Consider the following 22479-nt stretch of genomic DNA (forward strand, 5'->3'; position numbering starts at 1 on the left):
TATTTATTTTAAAAAGTGAGTCCCCCACCATCAACTGAAAGGGTAGCACCCGTAATAAAAGAAGCCTCATCAGATGCTAAAAACAATATCGCATTTGCCACCTCGTCTGGTGTTCCAATTCTTCTAAGTGCATTGGCACGTGAAATAATCGGCCATTTGCGCTCATCCTGCCTCCAGCCTTCAATGATTTTCGTATCAATGACACCTGGAGCAATCGCATTGACCCGAATCTTGTTCTTCCCATATTCAAGTGCCGCATTTTGTGTTAGGAGCACCACACCTGCCTTTGATGCATTATAGGCAGCTTGATAATTCTTACCTTTTAATCCTAGTAAACTAGAAGTATTGATAATCGCTCCACCACCAGACTTGATTAATTCCGGAACGGCATACTTAATGCCTAGAAAAACACTTTTTAAATTAATGTCCATCACACGATCCCATTCTTCTTCCGGAAGATCTACGCTCTTTACTTCTGAATGGCCGATTCCAGCATTGTTTACCATGATGTGTAGGCTTCCAAAGGTGCTAGTAGTGATATTGATCAACTCTTTTATCTGATTAGAGTCTTTTACATCCGTTTTGATGAAGATTGCCTCTCCGCCGGTTTCCTTAATCAGGCCAAGTGTCTCTTCACCGCCTGTGGAGTCAATATCTGCAATGGTAACCTTCGCTCCTTCATTTGCAAAACGGATAGCCGTCGAACGTCCAATACCTGATCCCCCACCTGTAACAATTGCCACTCTATTTATTAATCTCATTTAATTCACTGCCTCTCTCTATTGTCCTGCTTCACAACAATACATTCGACGGCGATTCCTGTTTACCCTTCCTTATTGATACTTTCTTAATTCTAGCTTGGCAATTTGGGCACGATGGACTTCATCAGGGCCATCCGCCAATCTCAAGGTTCTGGAACTCGCCCACTGTGCTGCCAGTGGAAAATCATTTGATACACCTGCCCCGCCAAATGCTTGAATGGCACGATCAATAACCTTTAATGCCATATTTGGCGCAACTACTTTAATCATCGCAATCTCTGATTTTGCCTCTTTATTCCCAACCGTATCCATCATATAAGCGGCTTTTAATGTGAGCAGTCTTGCCTGCTCAATTTCAATTCTGGAATCTGCAATCCATTCACGAATAACCCCTTGACTTGAAAGAGGTTTACCAAAGGCCACCCTTTCTTGTACACGCTTACATAAAAGTTCAAGCGCCCTTTCTGCGGCTCCGATTAATCTCATACAATGATGGATTCTTCCTGGTCCCAGTCTGCCTTGGGCAATAGCAAAACCTTTTCCTTCTCCCCAAAGGATATTATCCACAGGTACACGAACATTATCGTAGGTAATTTCCGCATGACCATGCGGGGCATGATCATAACCAAAAACCGGCACTACCCGTTCAATTTTTACCCCTCGCGTATCAAGTGGTACGAGAATCATTGATTGTTGCTCATGGCGACTGGCATTGAAATCCGTCTTCCCCATCACAATTGCAATTTTACAGCGCGGATCACCAGCACCCGATGACCACCATTTCCGACCATTAATGACGTACTCATCGCCATCTCTTTCTATCCTTGTTTCGATATTCGTAGCATCGGAAGAGGCTACTTCAGGTTCAGTCATTGAAAAACATGAACGAATTTCGCCTGCTAATAATGGTTTTAACCATTTTTCCTTATGCTCCTCAGTCCCATATCGAACAATTACTTCCATGTTTCCCGTATCAGGTGCACTGCAGTTAAAAACTTCTGGTCCAATCATGGAACGCCCCATAATCTCGCATAGTGGTGCATATTCTTGGTTTGTTAAACCGGCACCATATTCACTCTCAGGCAAGAATAAGTTCCAGAGCCCTTCTGCTTTTGCTTTTTCCTTTAGTTCTTCCATAATCGGGGGAACGGAACTCCAACGACTATCACCTTCATTTACTTGTTGTTCATACACTCGCTCATTTGGGTACACATGCTGTTCCATGAAGTCTGTTAACTTCAACTGTAACTCTTTAACTCTGCTAGAATATGAAAAATCCAATACATTCACCTCTTTCTACATACTAACCAGTTGGTATGTTACGATTATTATTATACCTCCAAATATTAAATATTCAAATTCTTTTCTCAATATTCTAACAAATTAATAAAAAGATAAATCCTTTTTTAAAAGTTTTAAAAAGATTTAAAATCTCTTAAACGATCGCTTTTGCTTATTCATAACTTCATAGGATTTTTCAACAATATCCGTCAAAACATCCCCTTTGTATACTCTGCCCAATTTAAGGTTCTCTTGATAATACTCGACAATTTCATCAAGTTTCGCACTTGTTTCCTTTGAAATTCTCACATTAAGTTGAACTCGTTCATTTTCTGCCAAGATAGACACTCCTATCAAATTAATAGCAAGATGCTAGCACTTTGCTTTTCATAGTTTATTTCTTTATTATATACTATTTTTCTGCAGTTTTTTACCTTTTTCAAAACAAAAAAAACAACACTACATTGGGGCATGTATTGCATTCTACGTTCACCATGAGCTCCTATCCTCTAGAAATGGTTCGTACATCATAATCGCATGGTTTTCGGTAACAAATTCATCGTCAATTAATTCCTCACCTAGGTTATACACCCTTCTATGGATTGTATTGTGTCTTGCATATCCTCCCCAGTATTCTAGTGTCATCCAGTGCTCTTTTTCATTAACTTCATACGTTCTCGTCGAAGGGACTTCTGATCTCCACTCTCCTACTAAATGGGTATCAGTTAATGTCAGTATTAATTGATAGGTAAAGTTTGTTTCATTTCTAATTTGTAAATCGAGGTAATTATATGCACATGTGGCACCGCTTCCGAACGGTTGACTCCGATTGGAATCTGGGAAGACATCATAACTATGTCGATATCGCTCTGTAACAGTCAAAGGTGTATGTAAGGTCATCCAATAAATTAAATTTGATAATTGACATAACCCGCCGCCAATCCCAGTGGTAACCTGGCCATAATGAAGAATCATCCCATCAACATAGCCTTCACGTTTGGTTACATTGCCGATTGATCGCCAATATGAAAATGTTTCACCTGGCTTAATGACGATTCCGTTTAACTTTTTTACTGCAATGGTTAGGTTGGCTACCTTATTATGCTGCAGCCACATATCCACGTCTTTTAACTTTCTCAATAATGGGGTTTTATGTGTAAAAACAAGGTGGTTTAAGCTAGTAGATTGCCTATGGGTTGTGTACTTTTTTCCATCTGTGTACCAGTTCCAATATCTTTTCATTTGATAATATTTTGTTCCGAACAAAATCCGCCATTTATTTCTCTTTTTGGGTTTTAATAGTAGTCCCATTGCCTTCTCCTCTTCCAGCTAATCTTTTTCCCTTAACATATAATCACTCAATTCAAAATATAACATGAATTTTAAATATATTCATTTTAAAAAAGAAAAACGGGAAATGTATTTTGCATTTACATAAAAAGGCATACTTCGAGTCATATTATCGTGAGGAGGTTTGCTTATGAATTTAGCTTGGATACTTGGGGCAATGTTAATGGTTCAACCAGCTCCACCTCCAGATAGCTTAGTAATAACAAAGGAAGGTCAACCTATTTCAATTGTAACCCGAGAGGAATTTTCCATTTCACCTTCTGGCATTCCAATTATTAACACAAATAAATTCAGTCAGTTAATAAAAGAACTCAATAAACAAGTGTCGACACCACCAAAAAATGCAAGTTTGAACAAATACGGAAATATCATTCCTGAAAAGGCTGGGTATCGTATCAATCAACAAGCTTTTACAGAAAGATTCTATGATTACTATTTGGGACATCGGATGGATACCTTAGAATTACCTATGATTCAAGTTTACCCAAAGGTTGATAGTGAATTATTGGCAAATATTCGCGGACTTCGCATTGGTCGGTATATAACTTCTTTTAATCCAAGTAATACAAAAAGATCGATTAATATTCAGTTAGCCGTATCAGCAATTAATAATCATGTTGTTTTTCCAGGTGAAACATTTTCTTTTAACCAGGTTGTCGGAAAAAGAACAGTACGGAAGGGATATTTAAAAGCTAAGGTTATTGTCAGGGGAGAGTATGCTGAAGACATCGGAGGCGGCATTTGCCAAGTATCTTCAACGCTTTTTAATGCAGTAGATAGTGCGGGCCTTCAAACCGTCCAACGATTCTCACACAGCAGACACGTTCCTTATATTCCGCCTGGGAGAGATGCAACCGTAAGTTGGTATGGACCTGATTTTGAATTTAAAAATAATTATAATCAACCAATTCTAATACAAGCAAAAACCTTAGGTAATCTTTTAATTATTATGCTGTACTCTTCTGATGTAATAGACTACAGTCCACGGAAAGTACCTTTTCCACCGTTATAAAACCAAAAAGTCCGCTGGAGCGGACTTTTTTTCTTATCTTTTCTTATCATTTTTTAATGCACTAGCTAATAATTCATCTGAAAATTCAGCCAACGCTAAGTCACTCATACCCAAATCTGATTTTTTAGGTGTATATCTTTCAACTATATTTTGCCGTGGCGAATTCGCTTCATTTCGTTTTCCTTTTGCTATGCCATAAACAATGGCGCTAACTCCAAGCCCAATGAAAGATGCCCACATTGAACCTCTCATTTTTCGTTTCTTAGCAAACATTGGAAAGGAAGGCAACTTTTTAAAGTTTCTCATCCGCAGCACTCCTTCAACTTACTTGAAAGGGTTCCAAAAGCAGCCCTCTCATTTGCTTAATCTGCACACATATTGTTAGAGTATGAATGGAAATCAACTGCTGCAATGTTATTTGTTTACAAATATATTTCTATATTATAGTTTTTTCACTCGAATTGGACTTACCATAAGAAGCCCTAGAATAATGGTTATGATTGAATTACTATAAAAAAACATACCCATAGTAGCCATTGATATTCCCGCGGCAGGTATTGGCAGTCCAATAAAATGTCCAATAGTAGGTTTGATATTAAACTTTGCCAATCGTAAGGCGCCCATCGTTGGAAATAACATAAATGCAATAGTTGTGAATGGTGAAGGTGTTGCTAAAGAATAAAAGAGTATGGCTGGTGCTACACCAAAGCTTACAATATCCGCTAAGGAATCAAGCTCCACTCCAAATTCACTGTTTACCTTTAATCTTCTGGCAATCCGTCCGTCAAAGAAATCTAAAATTGCTGATAAAAAAATAAACATCGACGCCATTCGTAAATAACCATTCATATTAGACGTAATTGAAAACACGCCACTTAATAAATTCCCGATTGTAAATAAATTCGGAACAACCTTCACAAGATGGTTAAACAATGGCCACCCCCCTTTCTCTTAACAACACCCTCTTTTCTCAAGCAGCTTCTTCCTTTAAGGTCACCATTTTAGATAAAACAATGCAAAGTAGTTTGGTCTGTATGTATATAATTAGTATCTCGTTGAAAAATAACTAGGTGAAAGGATGAGTGATAGTTATGGATAAAACCCTGGGTTACTTGCGTGAAATTTTATCAAATTATACGGAGGAATACTCCGAAGCACAGCATTTATATCGAAAATTAACCGATGAGAACTTTACCTCTGAGGGTTCCTTTGTTAGACAATTGAATCAAGAGGAGATGAACTTTTTGAATAAACTGCTGCCCAATGAAATTCAACACGCAAAAGAAGCGGAAGATCACACACGCGCTTATCAACTAAACGAAGTATATGAACTTATTTTTTGACAAAGGAAGAACAAAAGGCGGAAGCGCCCGTTTAGCGACGTATGGACTCCTCGAAAAAGCTAACGCTTTTTCTTCGTGCGATGATTATGCTGCCGAAGCCTTCCTTGTGGAGCGCTCCGCATGAGATAAAGGAAACACGGAGCTATAGTCGATTCGATGTTGACTTATCGTAAGGAGGAGAGTGAAGTCCACTAGTCGCTGGGCGCTGGAGCTGGATTCAGATAACTATTTCAAAGTTATTCACACTAATTTATTTTATAATTCCCTTAACACTGAAGAAGAGATGACAGCAAATAACTGTCATCTCTAAAAAAGGAAATAATTGCTGATATTTGTATAAATATTTCCTAGGTAAGCGCACTGTACGACAATTCCCGATATCAGTATTATGCGTATTTCACCACATTGCGACAGATAATGAGTCGGATTTCCCGATTATTTCCTATTCCGACAAAAAATCTTCACTTTCCTCTTCATTACTTTTTCTTTTTAAGTCTACCTGTATCTTTTAACGCCTTTTTTATTATTAGCTCAATTTGGGCATTCACACTTCTTAATTCATCGTCTGCCCATTTTTCAAGGGCATCATAATCATGCTGATCTATACGCAATAAAAATCGTTTCTTTTCAGCCATTTAATTCACAACCCTAATAAATCGTTCCTGTATTAATTACTGGTTGGCTCCCCTTATCTGACACTAAAGCGACCATTAAATTATTTACCATTTGAGCCTTCTTTTCTTCATCAAGCTCAACAATTTCTTCTGCGCTAAGTTGATCAATCGCAGATTTCACCATCGAAACGGCACCTTCTACAATGACCTTCCTCGCTGCTAACACAGCTTTCGCCTGCTGTCTTTGAAGCATTGCATGAGCAATTTCACTTGAATATGCCAGATGCATAATTCGAGCTTCAATGATTTCAACCCCAGCTAGATTAAACCTTTTTTGCAAATCCTTTGTCAATTCATCCCCAACCTCTTCAGAGTGCTGTCTTAATGAAATCTCATAGTCATTATTAAAATTATCATATGGATATTGACTAGTAATATGACGCAAACCTGTTTCACTTTGGGTATGCACGAATTCTTTATAATCCTCAACATCAAAGACTGCTTTTGCAGCATCAAACACCTTATAAACAATAACAGCAGCAATTTCGATTGGATTTCCTTCTAGATCATTTACTTTTAGTTTATCACTATTAAAATTTATTACCCTGAGGGATACAGTATTTCTAACCGTTAAAGGAATCGATAACCAAAAGCCTTCTTGTTTAATTACACCTAGATAACTGCCAAACAATGTAAATACCTTGGATTGGTTTGGCTGGATAATTGTAAAACCAGTTAATAGGAGAAAGGCTATCAAGCCAGTAACAATCCCAACGATGAGCATTATCAAATCATTATTTAATACGAAATGTCTAATGGCAAATCCAGTTATTACAACAAATAAAAGAAACAATAAAACGCCTAAAAACCCATTCATTTTAAACATATCTTTTTCCTTCAATCAAACCACTCCCTTTATTTTTTATCTATCATTATGATATCACATTAATATCAAAAATCAAAGCAAAAATAAAGCCTGCCCAAAGGCAAGCTGCTAATGAATATCTTTTTTCTTAAATCTCCCGCCCCTGACTTCTGCAATATCAGCCACTGCCAGAAATGCGGACTCATCATTTTCAGTGACAATCTCTTTTAATTTTGCCTCCTCCAAACGATTAATCACACAAAAAATAACCTTTTTTTCATCGCCTGAGTAGGCACCTTCTCCATGTAAATAAGTAACCCCTCGTCCGAGCCGATTCATTATTACCTCACCGATCTCCTTCGCGTTGTCACTAATTATCCAAACAGATTTAGATTCATCCAGACCTGTAATGGTAATATCGATTGTTTTGTATGCAACAAAATAGGCAATTAACGAGTACATTGCTCGATCCCAGGAGAAAACGAAGCCTGCACTTCCAAGTATAAAAATATTAAAAAACATAATAATTTCGCCAACTGAAAAAGGAAGCTTTTTATTAGCAAGGATTGCAAGAATTTCAGTGCCATCAAGTGAACCGCCATAACGGATTACAATCCCGACCCCAATCCCGAGAACAATGCCCCCAAAGACGGATGCAAGTAAGATATCTGCGGTAAAAGCAGGTACTGGATGAAGTAATGTTGTTGCAATAGAAAGAACGAGGATTCCATAAAGAGTGGATATAGCAAAGGTTTTTCCAATTTGTTTATAACCTAAAAAGAAAAAAGGAATATTAAGAATAAAAATAAAAAGTCCCAATTTCCAACCGGTTAAATACGAAAGGATAATAGATATTCCTACAATTCCGCCATCAATGACATGGTTGGGAACAAGAAATATCTCAAGACCAACGGCCATTAGGGTTGCCCCAAAAGTGATAAGTAACATCCGTTGGATAAATTTACTTTTTGTCATGCTGCGATGTTGGATTTTAAAATTTTCCACGACTCTTTCCTGCTGTTCATTTAGACCTACTTGTTGAATTTCTGACATTAATCTGCCCCTTTCATAATTTTCTATATTTTCTATTATATCAAAATATCTGCTAAATACTTTCATGATATGCATTTTCCTGGCGTTCTTTTCAATTTGTTTATTTTTATCAAAAAAATGAAAAGAAGCCACCTCAATTAAGAGACAGCTCCTTGGAAAATTAACATCTTAGGGGACCCAACCATTCATCAGCCAATGAACATTTCCTGCACATCTTTTTAGTCCTTTTAACGATCTAATAGAAGCTTAGAAAGCTTAGCCGATGTGTGCTGTTCCGTTGTAGGAATTAATTCACATGTGTTGTTATGGAATTCAAATTCCCAAATGAAACAACCATTTACTCTTTGATACTAATGGACTCAAATCCTAATATTTGGATTCGTTTCTTGGCAATGCAGTCACTGATTGGTTAAAGGTTGATTGAGAACCATGATAAAGTAAAATTCATTTATCAAGTAGTCAAATCTGTAAAGTTGCTTAACGTTTATTACTTACTAGCTGAGCACTTATTCAATTTCAGAAGTTTTAAATAGTTTGTATTACACCATTTAATTGTGTATTAGTTTTTATGACTCTTTCTTTCAAAAATTTTTAGGTTTCTTCACAATTAGGAAGCTTCCATATTAATTTTAGAAAGGGTCATTTGGTTTAAGGAACTTACCAACGTATTTTATTAATAGGTAGATAAGTTATACTTTACTCCCAAGACTCAATAACACTACTTTGAATTGAATTTAAGTGATTACCTCTTGTTACTAGTAAAGCAAGAATCTGTTAAGGTTTTACACCTTGCCATTTCAGTTATACATCGCTCCACTTACCAAATAATGATAAAGGAAAAACCAACTACTCGTTCACACGGAACGAACACTTATGGCTGAGTCTCCTAAGAAGTTAATTTCTTTATTTCTTCTTTACACTTATAGTATACCACCTGAATAACTCACTTAATCAACGGTTTGTGACTAATTAGTGAACTTTTCAAAATAAATAATTAATTCTCATAAAGCGTAATTACTCTTTTAAGAAAAAGCGGATGGGGAATATTTACAGTATTTTAAAAATAAGAAATACACATACTACAATTGTAATGAATTTTTTATGAAAGAAGGAACGTCACATGACTGTTGGAACTCAGGTAAAACAGGCAATAGCTGGTTTAAAAAGTGCTCAGGCTAGTTTTGAAGGGTTTGCACTAGCCACTGATAATCAAAACGCAAAACAACTTTATCAGCAAGCTGCACAACAAACACAATCTGTACTTGAAAGTCTGGAACCACGTCTTCAAGAAATTTTAACAGAAGAGCCTCAATACAATCAGTAATAACTTGAGCAGGGTTGGCAATTTTGCTAACCCGCTTTTCATGCATTTTGTGGACTAATTGAAAATCGGAAGGAAGATAGCCCGTGACCATCTCATCTGATGTTAAGCAATGTCTTTCAAACATAAAAGGAATCGAATCACAATTATCTTCGCTAGCATTAAATTCGCTTGATATAGGTGCCCAGGAAATTTTTCACGAGACCATGTTAACCATGGCTTTAGTGAAGAAAGATTTACAGACACGCGTTTTGGAACTAGAACGACTTGAACCGCAATATAAAGGCTCTTAATTTTGAGGTGAAAAGTATGCCCAGTTGGGTAGATATCTTAATTCGTTCTTTCGTATTTTTAGCACTGTTATTTTTTGTTACAAAAATACTTGGGAAAAAGCAAATTTCAGAACTAACTTTCTTTGAGTATGTATCCGGGATGACCATCGGAAGCATTGCCGGTGAAGCGATAACCGGTCTTGAAAAAAACTTATACCACGGGATTCTAGCCATCTGCATTTTTGGCTTCTCAGCATTATTTGCAGACTTTTTATCGTTAAAAAGTAAAAAATTCCGTGACATTATTGATGGAAAAGGAACTGTTCTTATTAAAGATGGAATGATCATGGAAGAGAATTTAAAGAAGGAAAAATATACAATAGATGAATTATCTGCATTACTGCGCGATAAAAATATCTTTAAAGTTGCTGATGTTGAATTTGCAGTACTAGAACCTCGGGGCAAGTTAAATGCTTTATTAAAAAAGGAAAACCAACCTATAACACCAAAGGATTTACAAATGAAGGTTGCGGCTGAGAAGGAACCCCAAACCATCATTATGGACGGCAAAATTTTAGATGAAGGTTTGAAGACTTCTGGGAAAAGTAGAGCATGGCTTAATATAGAATTAGCGAAATTAGAGGTTACACTTGATAATGTATTTTTTGGACAAGTAGATTCCTACGGGGAATTAACGATTGATATTTATGATGATAAAATCCAAGTTCCCTCTCCTTCTCAACGTCCACTGCTATTAGCAATGTTAAAGAAAACTCAAGCTGATTTAGAACTATTTTCACTGGGAACAGATTGTGAAAAATCCAAAGCAATGTATAAAAAAAATGCAACTCTGGTTCAAGAGGCTATTGATAAACTTACCCCCTATCTTATTGGCTAAGAACAAGATAATCCTAATCAAATTTTGATTAGGATTGTTTTTTTATTTTTTTACCAAATATTATAAAAAATAGCTAGAATATTACTTAGAATAAGCACATAAATTATTTTGTCATACAAGAAAGTTGAAACTTTTGGATAATGAAATCGTACAATTGTAGGAAATAATTAAAAAATAAGTGAGGTTGAGACAATGTTTGGAAAAGTTGCTGCTGATATTTTAGGATTAAGTGATGTTGGTTCAGTTATTAAACCAGATAATTATGATAAGGTGGATGCCGACGATTATGTCATGCACGAGGATAACGAAAAGATTTACTTTTTAATTAAATCAAAATCAGATGAATACTGCTTTACAAATAATGCACTGATCCACCTTGATGGTACGAGTGCTACTAGTAAAAAGCGAATGCTTCATCGATACAGTTACGTAAACAACAAAATTTCCGAGGTTAAATTGGAGACAGCTGGAACCGTTGATCTGGATGTAGAAATTAAATTTAAAATTGGTTCACAGCCGTTCTCTATTGATGTTCACAAAAAACATCTTGAAGAAGTGAAAGACCTATACAAAGCACTGATAAAAATTTCTGAAATCTCCCGTGAAAATGAAACATCTCTTCAATATGCAAAACAAAGTCTTGAAGTTGCCTCATCCACTCTTGGCCGAGTGACAAGTTCAGATAATAACTTAGTAGTCCAATTTAAAATGTTGAACCAAGCTGCTTTCCAATGGTTAGAAGACAGCAAAAAACAATATAGCATCAAAGACTTTGGTTACATTTTCGAAAAATATATCAATAATTAATTTAAATTACATTAAAAAGGGCTGCACTATTTATCAGTTGCAGCCTTTGACAATAAATTAATGTGGGTTTGGACGATGAAACAGCCCCATCACTTCGATCGTTTCAGTAATATTCACAAATGCACCTGTATCAACCTCAGTAATTAGGTTTTTCACTTCATTTAGCTCATAACGAGAAATAACTGTCATCAGAATATTGCGTTTGTCCTTTGAATAGCCGCCGACGCCGTCCATAATTGTTAAGCCACGATAGAGGTTGGTTAGCAAATGCTCGCGCATTTCGTCGCCCTTATCCGTAATGATCATAATTGTTAATTTTGCATGATCTGTATAAATCGCATCTACCACTTTACCGGTCACAAAAATTGAGATTAAGGTTAGCAATGCAGAATCCCAATTAAACAAAAACCCGCTAATGACGATGACAATTGCATTCATACCTGAAAGTAAAGTCCCGATAGGAAAATCCCTTTTTCTAGATACAATCATTCCTATAATATCAAACCCGCCAGTTGATGCTGAGCATCGAAAGACAATCCCAACTCCAAGTCCTGTTAAGGCCCCGCCAAAGATTGATGAAAGAATTGTATCCTCTGCTATTACGTGCACAGGCACAACATAAAGACCAAGAGAAATGATTACAACAGAAAAAATTGTATTAAGTATAAACTTTTTTCCGAGCATTTTATAGCCAATGATTAATAAAGGTAAATTTAAAAGAAAGTTAGCCAGCCCTGTATTGATTGGGGTAACAATTCCAACTATCATAGAAAGTCCACTTAGTCCACTACTTAACACCTCGTGCGGGATTAGGAATAGGTTGAACGCAACTACTATGATAAGGGATCCTAAAATCATTCCTAAAGCCTGCATAAAGGGTATCCTCCTAAAACATAAAAAATATATCTTAGTGAATAATATCGATTCTTTCTTATAAAGTAAACTAAATAGTTTTTTACAATAATAATTAATTATCAGTAAAATTAACCATTTTTAATGAAAAGCAAAAAAACAGACCCAAATGGGTCTGTTTTGAATTAGTAGTTATTATTATGCTTTAACTACGTTAGCCGCTTGAGGGCCACGAGCGCCTTGCTCAACTTCAAAAGTAACAGCTTGACCTTCATCAAGTGATTTAAAGCCTTCGCCTTGAATTGCTGAGAAATGTACGAATACATCTTCTCCACCTTCACGTTCGATGAAACCAAAACCTTTTTCTGCATTAAACCATTTTACTTTACCATTTTCCATGTTTGTTGCCTCCTTGTGTGTGATCCACACATTGTATTACTATTCTTGCTCTTAGTGATATCAAGGCGAAAAAGCAATAATCGTTCTTCCCTTTATTTCCTACCGAACAAAAATAATTCTCATATAGCATATCAAAGTTGGGTACAATAATCAAGCGATCAAGTCCCCTCCCTATGGAAGGATTCTTGTTGTTAAGCCTATTATATTATTTCAGAAAACAAAAAGAAACGTATGAACTATTCTTCAGAAGTCCATACGTATAAATCTTCAATTTGGCAATTCAGTTCCTTGGAAATTGTCATAGCAGTACTTAAATTCATAACCTTCTTTGACATATAACTGTCCAGTTGACTTCTTGGAATATTTGTATTCTTTTCCAGGCTATCTAGATCCATATTGTTTTTTGATAATAATTCTTCTAGGTTGCTCTTACTTGCTTTGAAATTAGTCAAAAATGACACCTCGCTTTTATGTAATCATAACATAGATATCTAATTATTGAAAGATATGGTCATTTTTCCAATTATTTGAAATTATTCTTTTTGAAAAATAAAGTGCGATTTTCGCCAATTAGTATTATTAAATTTTATGGTATAATTAAATTGGAAATAAAAAAGGGGTGTCTTTGTTGAGAAGTCTAAATAATCGTTACAAAGCCGGTCAAACTGTCAGCATTAAAGAAACTGGTGAGGCAGTTACCATACTGAAATCACAATATGTGAAAAATATGAAAAGATATTCTTATATTGTTAAGGAGCATCCGGGTACATTCTTTTTCGAAGAAGAATTACAAAACCAAGAATAAAATTAATAAAAAAAAGAAGACTCAATCAATGATTGGTCTTCTTTTTTAGCTTAAAAATCAGCATTTCCAGGTGTTCTTGGGAATGGGATAACATCTCTAATGTTAGTCATACCAGTTAAATACATAATTAAACGTTCAAAACCTATACCATAGCCAGAATGCTTAGTCGCACCATATTTCCTTAGTTCAAGATACCACCAGTAATCTTCTTCATTCATTCCAAGCTCATTAATTTTACTTGCAAGAATTTCTTCACGTTCTTCACGTTGGCTTCCGCCAATTAGTTCACCAATTCCAGGTACAAGTAAATCCGTTGCTGCCACTGTTTTGTTATCTTCATTTAATCTCATATAGAAAGCTTTGATTTCTTTAGGATAATCGGTAACAAAGACAGGTTTTTTGTAAATTTTCTCACATAAGTACCGTTCATGCTCCGTTTGCAAGTCAAGTCCCCATTCTACAGGATAGGCAAATTTCTCACCTGATTCTTTCAATAAATTTATAGCATCTGTATAGGTCACACGAATAAACTCCGCAGAATACGCGTCATTTAATCGATCTAGTAATCCCTTTTCAATAAAGCTATTAAAGAAATTCATTTCTTCAGGCGCATGCTCTAGGACATAACCAATCACATATTTAACCATTTCTTCTGCTAAATCCATAATATCATGCAGTTCCGCAAACGCTACTTCCGGTTCAAGCATCCAGAATTCTGCTGCATGTCTTGCTGTGTTAGAATTTTCAGCTCTAAATGTCGGTCCAAAAGTATATACATTCCGGAACGCCAAAGCAAAGGCTTCAGCGGATAATTGTCCGCTTACTGTTAAATTGGTTTCTTTATTAAAGAAATCCTTTGACAAATCTGTTTTGCCCTCTTTCGTTTTTGGAGGGTTGTCCGCATCAAGTGCCGTAACTCTAAACATCTCCCCAGCACCCTCGGTATCGCTGCCAGTAATAATTGGGGAATGGACATACACAAACCCTTTATCCTGGAAAAATTTATGAAGAGCATAAGATGCTAATGACCTTACCCTAAAAACGGCTGAAAAGGTGTTTGCTCTTGGTCTTAAATGTGCAATCGTTCTTAAATATTCAAATGAATGCTTTTTCTTCTGCAATGGGTAATCACTATTTGAAATACCCTCTATCACAATATTTGTTGCTTTAATTTCAAAGGGCTGTTTAGCTTGTGGAGTATAAATAAAATCTCCCTCGATTTTAATTGACGAACTGATTGGAAGTTTCGTAATTTCTTTAAAATTACCTAATTGTTCATCAAATACAATCTGAACACCTTTAAAAAAACTGCCATCATTTAATTCGATAAAACCAAAAGTCTTCGAGTCACGAATCGTTCGTATCCAGCCGGACAATTGAACCTGTTGATCAACAAAGCTGTCAGTATTTCTGTATAATTCCTTTATCAAGGCTTGTTTCATTTCCTAATTACCTCCAAATCTTATGTAAAAAACCTTTCCTCCCAATCGGGACGAAAGGTAAAATACCAAAAAATCCTCATATTCTTTATCCCTACAATATTATATAAAAATCACTCCAAATAAGCAATATTCAACAAATTAACTCTTATGAAGATCTATGCATGGGCCAATAAATCATGAAGTTGTTAAGATTTTTCAGAATATTAGCAGGAAAATGAATGATTGAAGTCGAATAATAAAAAAATGTTCGATTCTTGATATGAGGAGTGTTAATTATGGATAAAGTTACGTGTTTTGCTTTCTTCCTGTATCAAACTTCAAAGAGTCAAGACATCAAAGATATAGCAGTTCAATTACTAAATGGCGATGTGTCCATACGTGATTTAAAAAGAAATGTAAACTTCCAAGCTGATTTATTGCTCGCAGAATCATCGTTCCGAAAAAATAAAATAAACAAAAACCAAGTGCAGAAATTCGCCGAAGAATTTATGTTACTTGAAGTGTAAAGCTTCCTTCGGGAAGTTTTTTTATATAAATACCTTCTCATAATAAAAAATTTCCTTGCCATTTTCCCAGGTTGCTGTTTTAATATAAAGAAACCCCAAGCTCAACCAAAAACCATGTGCCTTTGTATTTTTACTAATAACACCAACACGAACACGCTCCACACCTCGATTTTGCATTTCATTTTCATAAAGAGCATACGCCTGTGAACCGAAACCATATCCTTGGTAATCTCTATGGATCAGTAATAAGCCTAACCACGGACAATTGTCTTTCGGATTCTCCATTAAAAAATCGATAACACCTATGTATGTATCGTCTAACTTAATAAATACACTAGTAGTCTTAGGATTTAACAATTCACACTCAATCTCTGAAGGTGTTCTATTTGCACTTCCTTTATCACAAACATTATACTCTGGATTTGAATTGACGATTTCTTGAGCGATATATAGTGTTTCTTTAGTGATTTCTTCAAAATACATCATTGTTCTCATCCCTCACCCCATAGATAAGAAGTATATCAAACATGTTATTTTTATTAAACAAAATTAAAGAATAGAAAGGTGATTATAATGGTACAAATTAATGTAAAGGTAACGTTTGAAGGAAAAAGTTATTTAACAAATGTCATAGCAAATCGGAATACATCTGAGGAAGAAATATATGAGTTGGCATTCTTACAGGTTCAAAAACAATGGAAAAATATCTAAACGCATTAAGGCAGCACACAAAATGCTGCCTTTTTATTTTAATTAAGTACGTTTTTTTAACCTATAATATTTCTATTTCATACAAATTATTAGGAATATCCTTCATTAACGGACTAATTCCAGCTGTTTCAAACATATGCAGTTCATGCATCGCACGCGTACATACAGTGTAAAATAACTTTCGCTCATTTTCACTCTTATACTTAGAACTATCATGAATAATGACTGCATCAAATTCAATTCCCTTTGCCAAGTAAGAGGGAATCACTAGAATCCCCTTTTCATATGAAACTGTGCCTTTTTCAATTAACAGTGCAGGTACATCCTTTTTAAGCGCATTAAATACGACTTTACTTTCCTCTGCCGTTTTACAAATCACCGCTATCGTCCGGTGTCCTTCTTTTTGGAAATCAAGAATTTTACTCCTTATAAGTCCATCAATTTCTGTTATCTCACCTTTAATAATACTCGGTTTCTTACCTGAACGATTAAATGGTTCAATTTTATCGCCACCTTCAATCAAGCTTCTGGTGAATTCAACAATTTCCTTTGTCGACCGATACGTTTTGGTAAGATTAAATGTTTCAACCTCTTCCCCGTCCCTAACAAAATCAGTTAAAGCTGTTGCTGAACCTGTTACCCCTGAGAAAATCGCTTGATTGAAGTCACCAAGAAGGGTCATTTTACTATACGGGAAAAGTCTTTGAATAAATGCAAATTGAAAGGGTGAATAATCCTGGGCTTCATCAATAAAAATATGGCGGATCAATGTATTAGATCTGCGCCCCTCGATTAAATCTTGCAGATAAACAATTGGAGTAGCATCTTCATATGAAATTTCTCTATTCGATATTTTTTCAACAGTCCGCGAACAAATTTGATTCCAATGTTCTGTTAATGACAATTGATCTTTGCTAAACCTTTCAAATAACTGCCGATACTGCCCAAGTAAATCGATAAACTGCAGCTTTTTAACCTGTGCAAATAACCGCTTAAACTTCTCTTTTACTACCATCTTAGCAAGGAGCTTTTGTTCCAATTCAAAATCATCAAAGGAATTTTCTGTATAGTTGTTTTTCTCCTCCATTTGCTGAAAAACTTCTAAATAGTCTTCCTTTTCGAGAAATTGTATTTCTTCCTCTACCCAGCTTTTAGTGCGTTCCCTTTTCACTATCCGCTTTAATTCCCTCAACAACCATTCCTTCACAAGTTCCATTCTGTTTGGGATAGAATAACTCCCATCTAAGGTATAAAAATACTCATAAATCGCTTCCTTAGAGATAATTACTTCACCCCTAAAAACTAGGTTTCTGAAAAGGATTCCCTTTTTAGCTAACTCAACAGCATAATGGTCAATCACCTGTTTGAACTCGAGACTTGCCTTATAGCGAATTCCTTCTACCCGTATCAAATAGTCCTGTTCCCCTATTTTATTAAGCAAAAATTCCATTTGTTCAAAAGGATCTTCCACCACCACGCTCTTGCTAAGACGCATGTTTATGTATTCCATAAAAGTAGCTTGCTGCATGTTTTCTTCCCCTAACTCAGGAAGTACAGTAGCAACATAACTATTAAATAGCGGGTTCGGAGAAAATAACATAATGTTTTCAGACTTCAAGGTTTCACGATAACGGTAGAGCAAATAAGCTACACGCTGTAAGGCAGCAGATGTCTTACCGCTCCCAGCAACACCTTGGACGATTAGAAGGTTGCTCCGCTCATTACGTATGATTTGATTTTGCTCGGACTGAATGGTAGCGACGATACTTTTCATTTGCGAGCTAGCATTATTACCCAGCACCTCTTGAAGCATTTCGTCCCCAATCGTTACACCCGTTTCAAACATTCCATTTATTTTAGACGATCGTATGATAAATTGTCGTTTTAATTCCATATTCCCTTCAATTGTCCCATCTAAGGTCTTATAACGGGCCGGGCCTGGAGAATAGTCGTAATATATGCTTGATATGGGAGCACGCCAGTCATAAATTAAGAAGTTCTCGTCTTGTTCATCCATAAAGGAAGCAATCCCAAGATAAATTTGGTCTGCCCATTTCTCACCATTTTCTAAAAAATCAATCCTCCCGAAGTAAGGAGAATTCCGTAAGCGATCAAGAGTTTTCAACTCCTTTTCGGTATGTTTATAGGTTCTTTCCCGCTCTGAAAGCAACTCTGCCTGTTGCTTAATACTTGCTGCCGTTTCAATTTTATCATCTGGGTCGTCTACATTAACCGTTACATCCTCCCAAAATTCCTTTCGCAGCTCTAATACATCTGAGCCAATCTTACCTGCATTTTTCTGGAGTTTTTTTGTTTTAATATCAATTTGATTTACTATAAAATCTACACGGTCCTGCTCCCTTTGCAAGTCCCTTTTTTGAAAATCGCTCATTTAACTGCCACTCCCCAGAAAAAAGTTTTGTCGTTTTATTTGACAACACTTTTGTAATTTGATATGATATTATTGAAGTAAATTTATAAACATAAATAATATCCAATTAGAATCAAAAATTATTTTATCATGAATACGAATAATAAGCAATAAGAATCCCACGCCTCGCGGGCGTTTTTTTGTGCCCTCTTTTTACAAATTTCCAAATTACTGTTCTTCAAGTTGTTCTTCTTCTCCTTTTTTTAGACCATCTAAGGCCCACACACTATATTTTCCATATAAGTAAACAATTAAGAAATGGATGTTTATTAATTCGAACAGACCTAAGCCGCTTTTTACCAATCCAGTTTTCTCAAAAAGCTTATTTAAACCTATTGTAAATAACTGTACTCTTAACCTTACAGTCCAACTATTCTTTTTCATAAATGACCAGGTTGCAAATAATGAAAGGGAAATTGCATAGAGCGGGACTAGAATAAAATGTTCTGTCCAAGAATGATATCTTCCCAATCCAAACCGAAGTTTACGTTTTACTGCAAAAATAAATAATAAATTTGCTTCAGTTACCATTATCATAAGAAATAAAGATAAATATCGGATTATCGGAATTTTCTTGCGTAGCATAAGCTCCCAATAATCACTAATAAAGAAATAAAATGGAGTAAAAATTAACGTATATACCGTTTTCCACCAATTTCGTTTAAAAATACCTAGTTTCAAAAACAAAATTTCTACTAGGAAAAAATAGACACCTGAAAGTAACTTTCCAATCCAACCTACTTTTCTTGCTGTTAAAAATACAGCAGTAAATGGAACAAAAATCGCTTGGGATAAAATTGCTCCAAAAATATTATCTAGGTGTGCATTTTTTAAAATTCCAGGCTTATAAGTATATGCAGTAAAGAGATTTAAAACAAAGAATTCAAATAAATATGCAAGGCCGATATTTGACATTAATAAAGTAAATAACTGCTTTTTATTTTCCTTTTTATAAAAGGCATAGCCTAATAAACCCGTATGGATAAAAAATAAGATTAGAAAAGGAATAAAATTTCTGCGTTTCCTCATTATCAGGTCTCATTTCACTAATTGGTTTTACTTGTAGTATTTAAATGAGCTGAGCCTTTCATACACTTAATTAATATTATTCCTGTTACATAATTTTCATTCAATAAACCGAGCTAAAGTATATAGAAAAAAGCTCTCCATCTGAGAGCTTTTTCTATAGTTTTATTAATTCAGACTGCAAAAATTTCGCTAATTCAAGCATGCCGAATTTCCCTGCTTTCGCCTCCGCATCTGCATTATAATTTGTATTTGTATTAATATCATAGGTAAATAGTTCACCAGACGCATTGCGGATAAATTCGATACCAGCGACTTCAATTTGGTTTTCTGTGAGTACCTTTTCGTATTTCCTTAAAATCAGGTCTGAAAACTGATCAATGATTTCAAATTTAGGCTTTTCCTCCACCACTTCCCCTACTGGGCAAAATAAATCACCAATTTGGCAGGCATCTGCCGGGCATAACTGAAAACCTTCAGAAGTATCAACTTTTACTGCGTAAATAAACCTCCCTCCAATAAATTCACAGCGTGTAATATAATTTTCTGGAGATTGTATGTATTCTTGTATTAGTGTGATTCCATCAACAGGCTCTTCAAAGGCCGGGCTTTCTACATAACCTCTTAATGCGGGGAGTGATTGAAACAACTGAACACCCAGACCTTTACCCGCACGATTATGTTTTGTAATAAATGCTGTACCTTCAAACTCATTAGCCGCCTCAATAATTTGCTCTTTTCCAACCGCCGCAATCGTTCGCGGTGTTTGGACGCCAAACTTAGTTAATTCTAAGTATTGCTGGACCTTACTGACCTCAAGTTGAATAGCTCGTGTTCCATTTACCACTTTTCTATTATGTGTCTCTAGCCATGCCAAAACCTGCAAGGTGAATTCTGGAGCATACCGGTGGCCCCTTGTATGTGAGGAAGCACTCATGCGATTATAAAAAACACCTTCGGGCGGTTCCTTTGATAAATCAAGACGGCCGCTGTCTAAATGCCATTCTTCATATAAAACCCCCAGTTCATCCAGGCGTTTTGTTAAATGAACCGTCCATTCACTATTTTCATGGATGATATATACCTTTTTCAAAAAGAAAATCTCCCCTCAAATTGTAATTATCTTTGTTGTTAATCTTTATTTACTGTGCTAACTTTCATAATAAATGAATCAGTTTTTCATCTATTTTGGCATTCCTGTTTTCTCACTTATTTGCTCATACCAGTTACGGGTTTGTTCAGGCTCTTTGTCATTAAAAAATATCTTCTTTTCCTTCAATTCGATATAAATGTATGGAGAAGATCCTTTTTGAATAAAGAGAAGGCTGCTTCCATAATCCTTCACCTTGAAATGTCCTTTTGAAAGTGTTGGCAGGCCGACACCATTTGTCCTAATTGTAACCTCTGGCATTTCTTCCATTAATTCAATGCTGATTATATCCTCATACACCCACTCATCACCATACATTCCTGTGATTTCAAAACGGTCATCTTTGGTAATTAGCTCATATCCCTGATAGCTAAATAAAGAGATGGCGACTAACCCACCAATCACCACCGTAGCAATCATCGTGCTAATCATATAACTTCGTTTTCGTTTCATTACTACTTCATACCTTGAGAGATACACAAACCCGCCAAGTAAAAAAATCATCATAAATCCAAATTGCACTTCTGTTGCATAGATAAAGCTTGTAAATGATAAGGGCAGCAATACGATCATTCCGATTGCAGTTGCCATCAACAAACTAGCTGCCTTTTGCGGATAACCATTCTTAACTAATTGCTCCTGTTCTTCCTTTGGTCGAGTGGCGAAACCAGAAATTAACGAATACATTTTCTTTTTTCTAATTACCCAACCGAGCAGTAAAAATACAATAGCTACAATGAGTTGTGTTGCAATTAGACCAAACATAAAATTATGATACCTCCAAAAAAGACTTTATGTAGTCATTATAAACTATTTACCTATAAGTTGGAGGCATCCTTTTCAAACATTAAAATCTCTATGCAGACAGTCATTCACGTATGAAAGACATTTCCCCAGTTCCTTTGACGGTTTTGTCTTTCATCGCTCTTATCAAAAAAAATCAAGCCGATTCGGTATGGAATCGGCCAATTAAACTAACTTACTAATTCATTGCTTTATGATCACCCTCGTGCCATTTGGAACCATTTCTGCTAGCTGTAATACATCACGGTTGTGCATCCTTACGCAGCCGTGCGATACAGCCTTACCTATCGAACTAGGATCATTCGTACCATGAATCCCATAACCTTGCTTAGATAGTGACAGCCACATGACGCCAAACGGCCCTCCTGGGTTCATTTGCCGGTTTACAATGACGTATTCTCCTGTCGGGGTACCTGTTAACATCTTTCCAACCGCAATCGGAAAAATCTTTACAAGCCTGCCATTATTATATAATGTTAATTTTCTTTTACTAACTGATATATTAATGGTGTAAGGAATTGTACTTGGGTCTGGCAACCCCGGGATTTGAATACTTTGCCCCACGTAAAGTTGTAAGTGATTAACACCTGGATTTGCTGCATAAAGTTGGTTAAGACTTACCCGATAATCCACTGAAATCATGTACAGTGTATCTCCAGGCTTCACAATGTGAATCATAAGAACCCACCTTTTTTCTTCTAGCATATGTTGGGACAATGGAGCCGTTGCCGAATTGAAAATTTTAAAAAGCCACCTTCAGAATACTTAAAGTGACC

General features: G+C 35.9%; 27 protein-coding genes. 9 read left to right on the forward strand and 18 right to left on the reverse strand.

From position 1 onward, the window contains the following. Positions 1 to 8 precede the first annotated feature (8 nt). The 4 genes from NSS81_RS01725 to NSS81_RS01740 form a co-directional block, all read right to left on the reverse strand. Positions 9 to 761, reverse strand: coding sequence for a glucose 1-dehydrogenase (locus NSS81_RS01725; protein WP_342431835.1), 753 nt, complete (start codon positions 759 to 761; stop codon positions 9 to 11). 72 nt (positions 762 to 833) lie between these two features. Further along, positions 834 to 2042: an acyl-CoA dehydrogenase gene (locus tag NSS81_RS01730; RefSeq protein ID WP_342431836.1), complete on the reverse strand. Its 1209-nt coding sequence runs from the start codon at positions 2040 to 2042 to the stop codon at positions 834 to 836. Between the two features lie 144 nt (positions 2043 to 2186). Further along, complete coding sequence (locus NSS81_RS01735; RefSeq protein WP_342431837.1) at positions 2187 to 2381, reverse strand: hypothetical protein; 195 nt, start codon at positions 2379 to 2381, stop codon at positions 2187 to 2189. A gap of 150 nt (positions 2382 to 2531) precedes the next feature. Next, complete coding sequence (locus NSS81_RS01740; RefSeq protein ID WP_342431838.1) at positions 2532 to 3353, reverse strand: VanW family protein; 822 nt, start codon at positions 3351 to 3353, stop codon at positions 2532 to 2534. Between the two features lie 169 nt (positions 3354 to 3522). Between NSS81_RS01740 and NSS81_RS01745 the strand changes: the two genes are divergently transcribed. After that, a complete protein-coding gene (locus NSS81_RS01745) occupies positions 3523 to 4404 on the forward strand; it encodes a VanW family protein (protein WP_342431839.1) in 882 nt (293 codons plus the stop codon). A 33-nt stretch (positions 4405 to 4437) separates the two neighbouring features. On the opposite strand, the gene NSS81_RS01750 is transcribed toward NSS81_RS01745, so the two are convergent. Next, positions 4438 to 4710, reverse strand: a complete 273-nt coding sequence (locus tag NSS81_RS01750; protein WP_342431840.1) for a hypothetical protein — start codon at positions 4708 to 4710, stop codon at positions 4438 to 4440. A 135-nt stretch (positions 4711 to 4845) separates the two neighbouring features. Then, positions 4846 to 5337 (reverse strand): CDP-diacylglycerol--serine O-phosphatidyltransferase, encoded by a 492-nt coding sequence (gene pssA / locus NSS81_RS01755; RefSeq protein ID WP_342431841.1) that lies wholly within the window; start codon positions 5335 to 5337, stop codon positions 4846 to 4848. Positions 5338 to 5495: 158 nt separating this feature from the next. On the opposite strand from pssA, the gene NSS81_RS01760 reads away from it, so the two are divergent. Further along, positions 5496 to 5747, forward strand: a complete 252-nt coding sequence (locus NSS81_RS01760) for a sigma-G-dependent sporulation-specific acid-soluble spore protein CsgA (protein WP_342431842.1) — start codon at positions 5496 to 5498, stop codon at positions 5745 to 5747. A gap of 476 nt (positions 5748 to 6223) precedes the next feature. Here the strand turns inward: NSS81_RS01760 and NSS81_RS01765 are convergent, their stop codons facing one another. The 3 genes from NSS81_RS01765 to NSS81_RS01775 form a co-directional block, all read right to left on the reverse strand. After that, positions 6224 to 6382 (reverse strand): hypothetical protein, encoded by a 159-nt coding sequence (locus tag NSS81_RS01765; protein ID WP_342431843.1) that lies wholly within the window; start codon positions 6380 to 6382, stop codon positions 6224 to 6226. Positions 6383 to 6395: 13 nt separating this feature from the next. Then, a complete protein-coding gene (locus NSS81_RS01770; protein ID WP_342431844.1) occupies positions 6396 to 7262 on the reverse strand; it encodes an SPFH domain-containing protein in 867 nt (288 codons plus the stop codon). 93 nt (positions 7263 to 7355) lie between these two features. Beyond that, positions 7356 to 8201 (reverse strand): YitT family protein, encoded by an 846-nt coding sequence (locus NSS81_RS01775; protein ID WP_342433903.1) that lies wholly within the window; start codon positions 8199 to 8201, stop codon positions 7356 to 7358. 1198 nt (positions 8202 to 9399) lie between these two features. Here NSS81_RS01775 and NSS81_RS01780 point away from each other — a divergent pair. From NSS81_RS01780 to NSS81_RS01795, 4 genes are all read left to right on the forward strand, one after another. Continuing rightward, the gene (locus NSS81_RS01780) at positions 9400 to 9603 is read left to right on the forward strand and encodes a DUF1657 domain-containing protein (protein WP_342431845.1); all 204 of its coding nucleotides are present in this window, start codon (positions 9400 to 9402) and stop codon (positions 9601 to 9603) included. Between the two features lie 83 nt (positions 9604 to 9686). After that, entirely contained in the window at positions 9687 to 9893 is a 207-nt protein-coding gene (locus tag NSS81_RS01785; RefSeq protein ID WP_342431846.1) for a DUF1657 domain-containing protein, read from the forward strand. A gap of 16 nt (positions 9894 to 9909) precedes the next feature. Next, the gene (locus NSS81_RS01790; protein WP_342431847.1) at positions 9910 to 10770 is read left to right on the forward strand and encodes a DUF421 domain-containing protein; all 861 of its coding nucleotides are present in this window, start codon (positions 9910 to 9912) and stop codon (positions 10768 to 10770) included. Between the two features lie 192 nt (positions 10771 to 10962). Continuing rightward, complete coding sequence (locus tag NSS81_RS01795; RefSeq protein WP_342431848.1) at positions 10963 to 11577, forward strand: PH domain-containing protein; 615 nt, start codon at positions 10963 to 10965, stop codon at positions 11575 to 11577. A 57-nt stretch (positions 11578 to 11634) separates the two neighbouring features. Here NSS81_RS01795 and NSS81_RS01800 read toward each other — a convergent pair whose 3' ends face one another. Both NSS81_RS01800 and NSS81_RS01805 read right to left on the reverse strand, forming a co-directional pair. Next, positions 11635 to 12450 carry a YitT family protein gene (locus tag NSS81_RS01800; protein WP_342431849.1) on the reverse strand — a complete coding sequence of 272 codons (816 nt, stop codon included), beginning with the start codon at positions 12448 to 12450 and terminating at the stop codon, positions 11635 to 11637. 177 nt (positions 12451 to 12627) lie between these two features. After that, complete coding sequence (locus tag NSS81_RS01805; protein WP_342431850.1) at positions 12628 to 12828, reverse strand: cold-shock protein; 201 nt, start codon at positions 12826 to 12828, stop codon at positions 12628 to 12630. Between the two features lie 628 nt (positions 12829 to 13456). Between NSS81_RS01805 and NSS81_RS01810 the strand changes: the two genes are divergently transcribed. After that, a complete protein-coding gene (locus tag NSS81_RS01810; protein WP_342431851.1) occupies positions 13457 to 13633 on the forward strand; it encodes a hypothetical protein in 177 nt (58 codons plus the stop codon). Positions 13634 to 13683: 50 nt separating this feature from the next. Here the strand turns inward: NSS81_RS01810 and asnS are convergent, their stop codons facing one another. Continuing rightward, on the reverse strand, positions 13684 to 15075 hold the full coding sequence (gene asnS / locus NSS81_RS01815; RefSeq protein ID WP_342431852.1) for an asparagine--tRNA ligase: 1392 nt from the start codon (positions 15073 to 15075) through the stop codon (positions 13684 to 13686). A gap of 275 nt (positions 15076 to 15350) precedes the next feature. On the opposite strand from asnS, the gene NSS81_RS01820 reads away from it, so the two are divergent. Then, the gene (locus tag NSS81_RS01820; RefSeq protein WP_342431853.1) at positions 15351 to 15581 is read left to right on the forward strand and encodes a hypothetical protein; all 231 of its coding nucleotides are present in this window, start codon (positions 15351 to 15353) and stop codon (positions 15579 to 15581) included. A 21-nt stretch (positions 15582 to 15602) separates the two neighbouring features. Here the strand turns inward: NSS81_RS01820 and NSS81_RS01825 are convergent, their stop codons facing one another. Beyond that, a complete protein-coding gene (locus NSS81_RS01825) occupies positions 15603 to 16076 on the reverse strand; it encodes a GNAT family N-acetyltransferase (RefSeq protein ID WP_342431854.1) in 474 nt (157 codons plus the stop codon). A gap of 78 nt (positions 16077 to 16154) precedes the next feature. Between NSS81_RS01825 and NSS81_RS01830 the strand changes: the two genes are divergently transcribed. Beyond that, the gene (locus NSS81_RS01830) at positions 16155 to 16292 is read left to right on the forward strand and encodes a BA3454 family stress response protein (RefSeq protein WP_342431855.1); all 138 of its coding nucleotides are present in this window, start codon (positions 16155 to 16157) and stop codon (positions 16290 to 16292) included. 61 nt (positions 16293 to 16353) lie between these two features. Here the strand turns inward: NSS81_RS01830 and helD are convergent, their stop codons facing one another. The 5 genes from helD to NSS81_RS01855 all read right to left on the reverse strand — a co-directional run bounded on the left by helD (position 16354) and on the right by NSS81_RS01855 (position 22381). After that, the gene (gene helD / locus NSS81_RS01835; protein ID WP_342431856.1) at positions 16354 to 18684 is read right to left on the reverse strand and encodes an RNA polymerase recycling motor HelD; all 2331 of its coding nucleotides are present in this window, start codon (positions 18682 to 18684) and stop codon (positions 16354 to 16356) included. Between the two features lie 207 nt (positions 18685 to 18891). Next, a complete protein-coding gene (locus tag NSS81_RS01840) occupies positions 18892 to 19752 on the reverse strand; it encodes a hypothetical protein (RefSeq protein WP_342431857.1) in 861 nt (286 codons plus the stop codon). A gap of 154 nt (positions 19753 to 19906) precedes the next feature. Continuing rightward, a complete protein-coding gene (locus tag NSS81_RS01845; protein WP_342431858.1) occupies positions 19907 to 20842 on the reverse strand; it encodes an alpha-L-glutamate ligase in 936 nt (311 codons plus the stop codon). A 90-nt stretch (positions 20843 to 20932) separates the two neighbouring features. Then, on the reverse strand, positions 20933 to 21664 hold the full coding sequence (locus tag NSS81_RS01850; RefSeq protein WP_342431859.1) for a DUF3784 domain-containing protein: 732 nt from the start codon (positions 21662 to 21664) through the stop codon (positions 20933 to 20935). A gap of 222 nt (positions 21665 to 21886) precedes the next feature. Next, positions 21887 to 22381, reverse strand: coding sequence for a L,D-transpeptidase family protein (locus NSS81_RS01855; protein ID WP_342431860.1), 495 nt, complete (start codon positions 22379 to 22381; stop codon positions 21887 to 21889). Positions 22382 to 22479: the final 98 nt, after the last annotated feature.

Source organism: Neobacillus sp. FSL H8-0543, assembly GCF_038592905.1.
Lineage (GTDB): Bacteria > Bacillota > Bacilli > Bacillales > Cytobacillaceae > Neobacillus.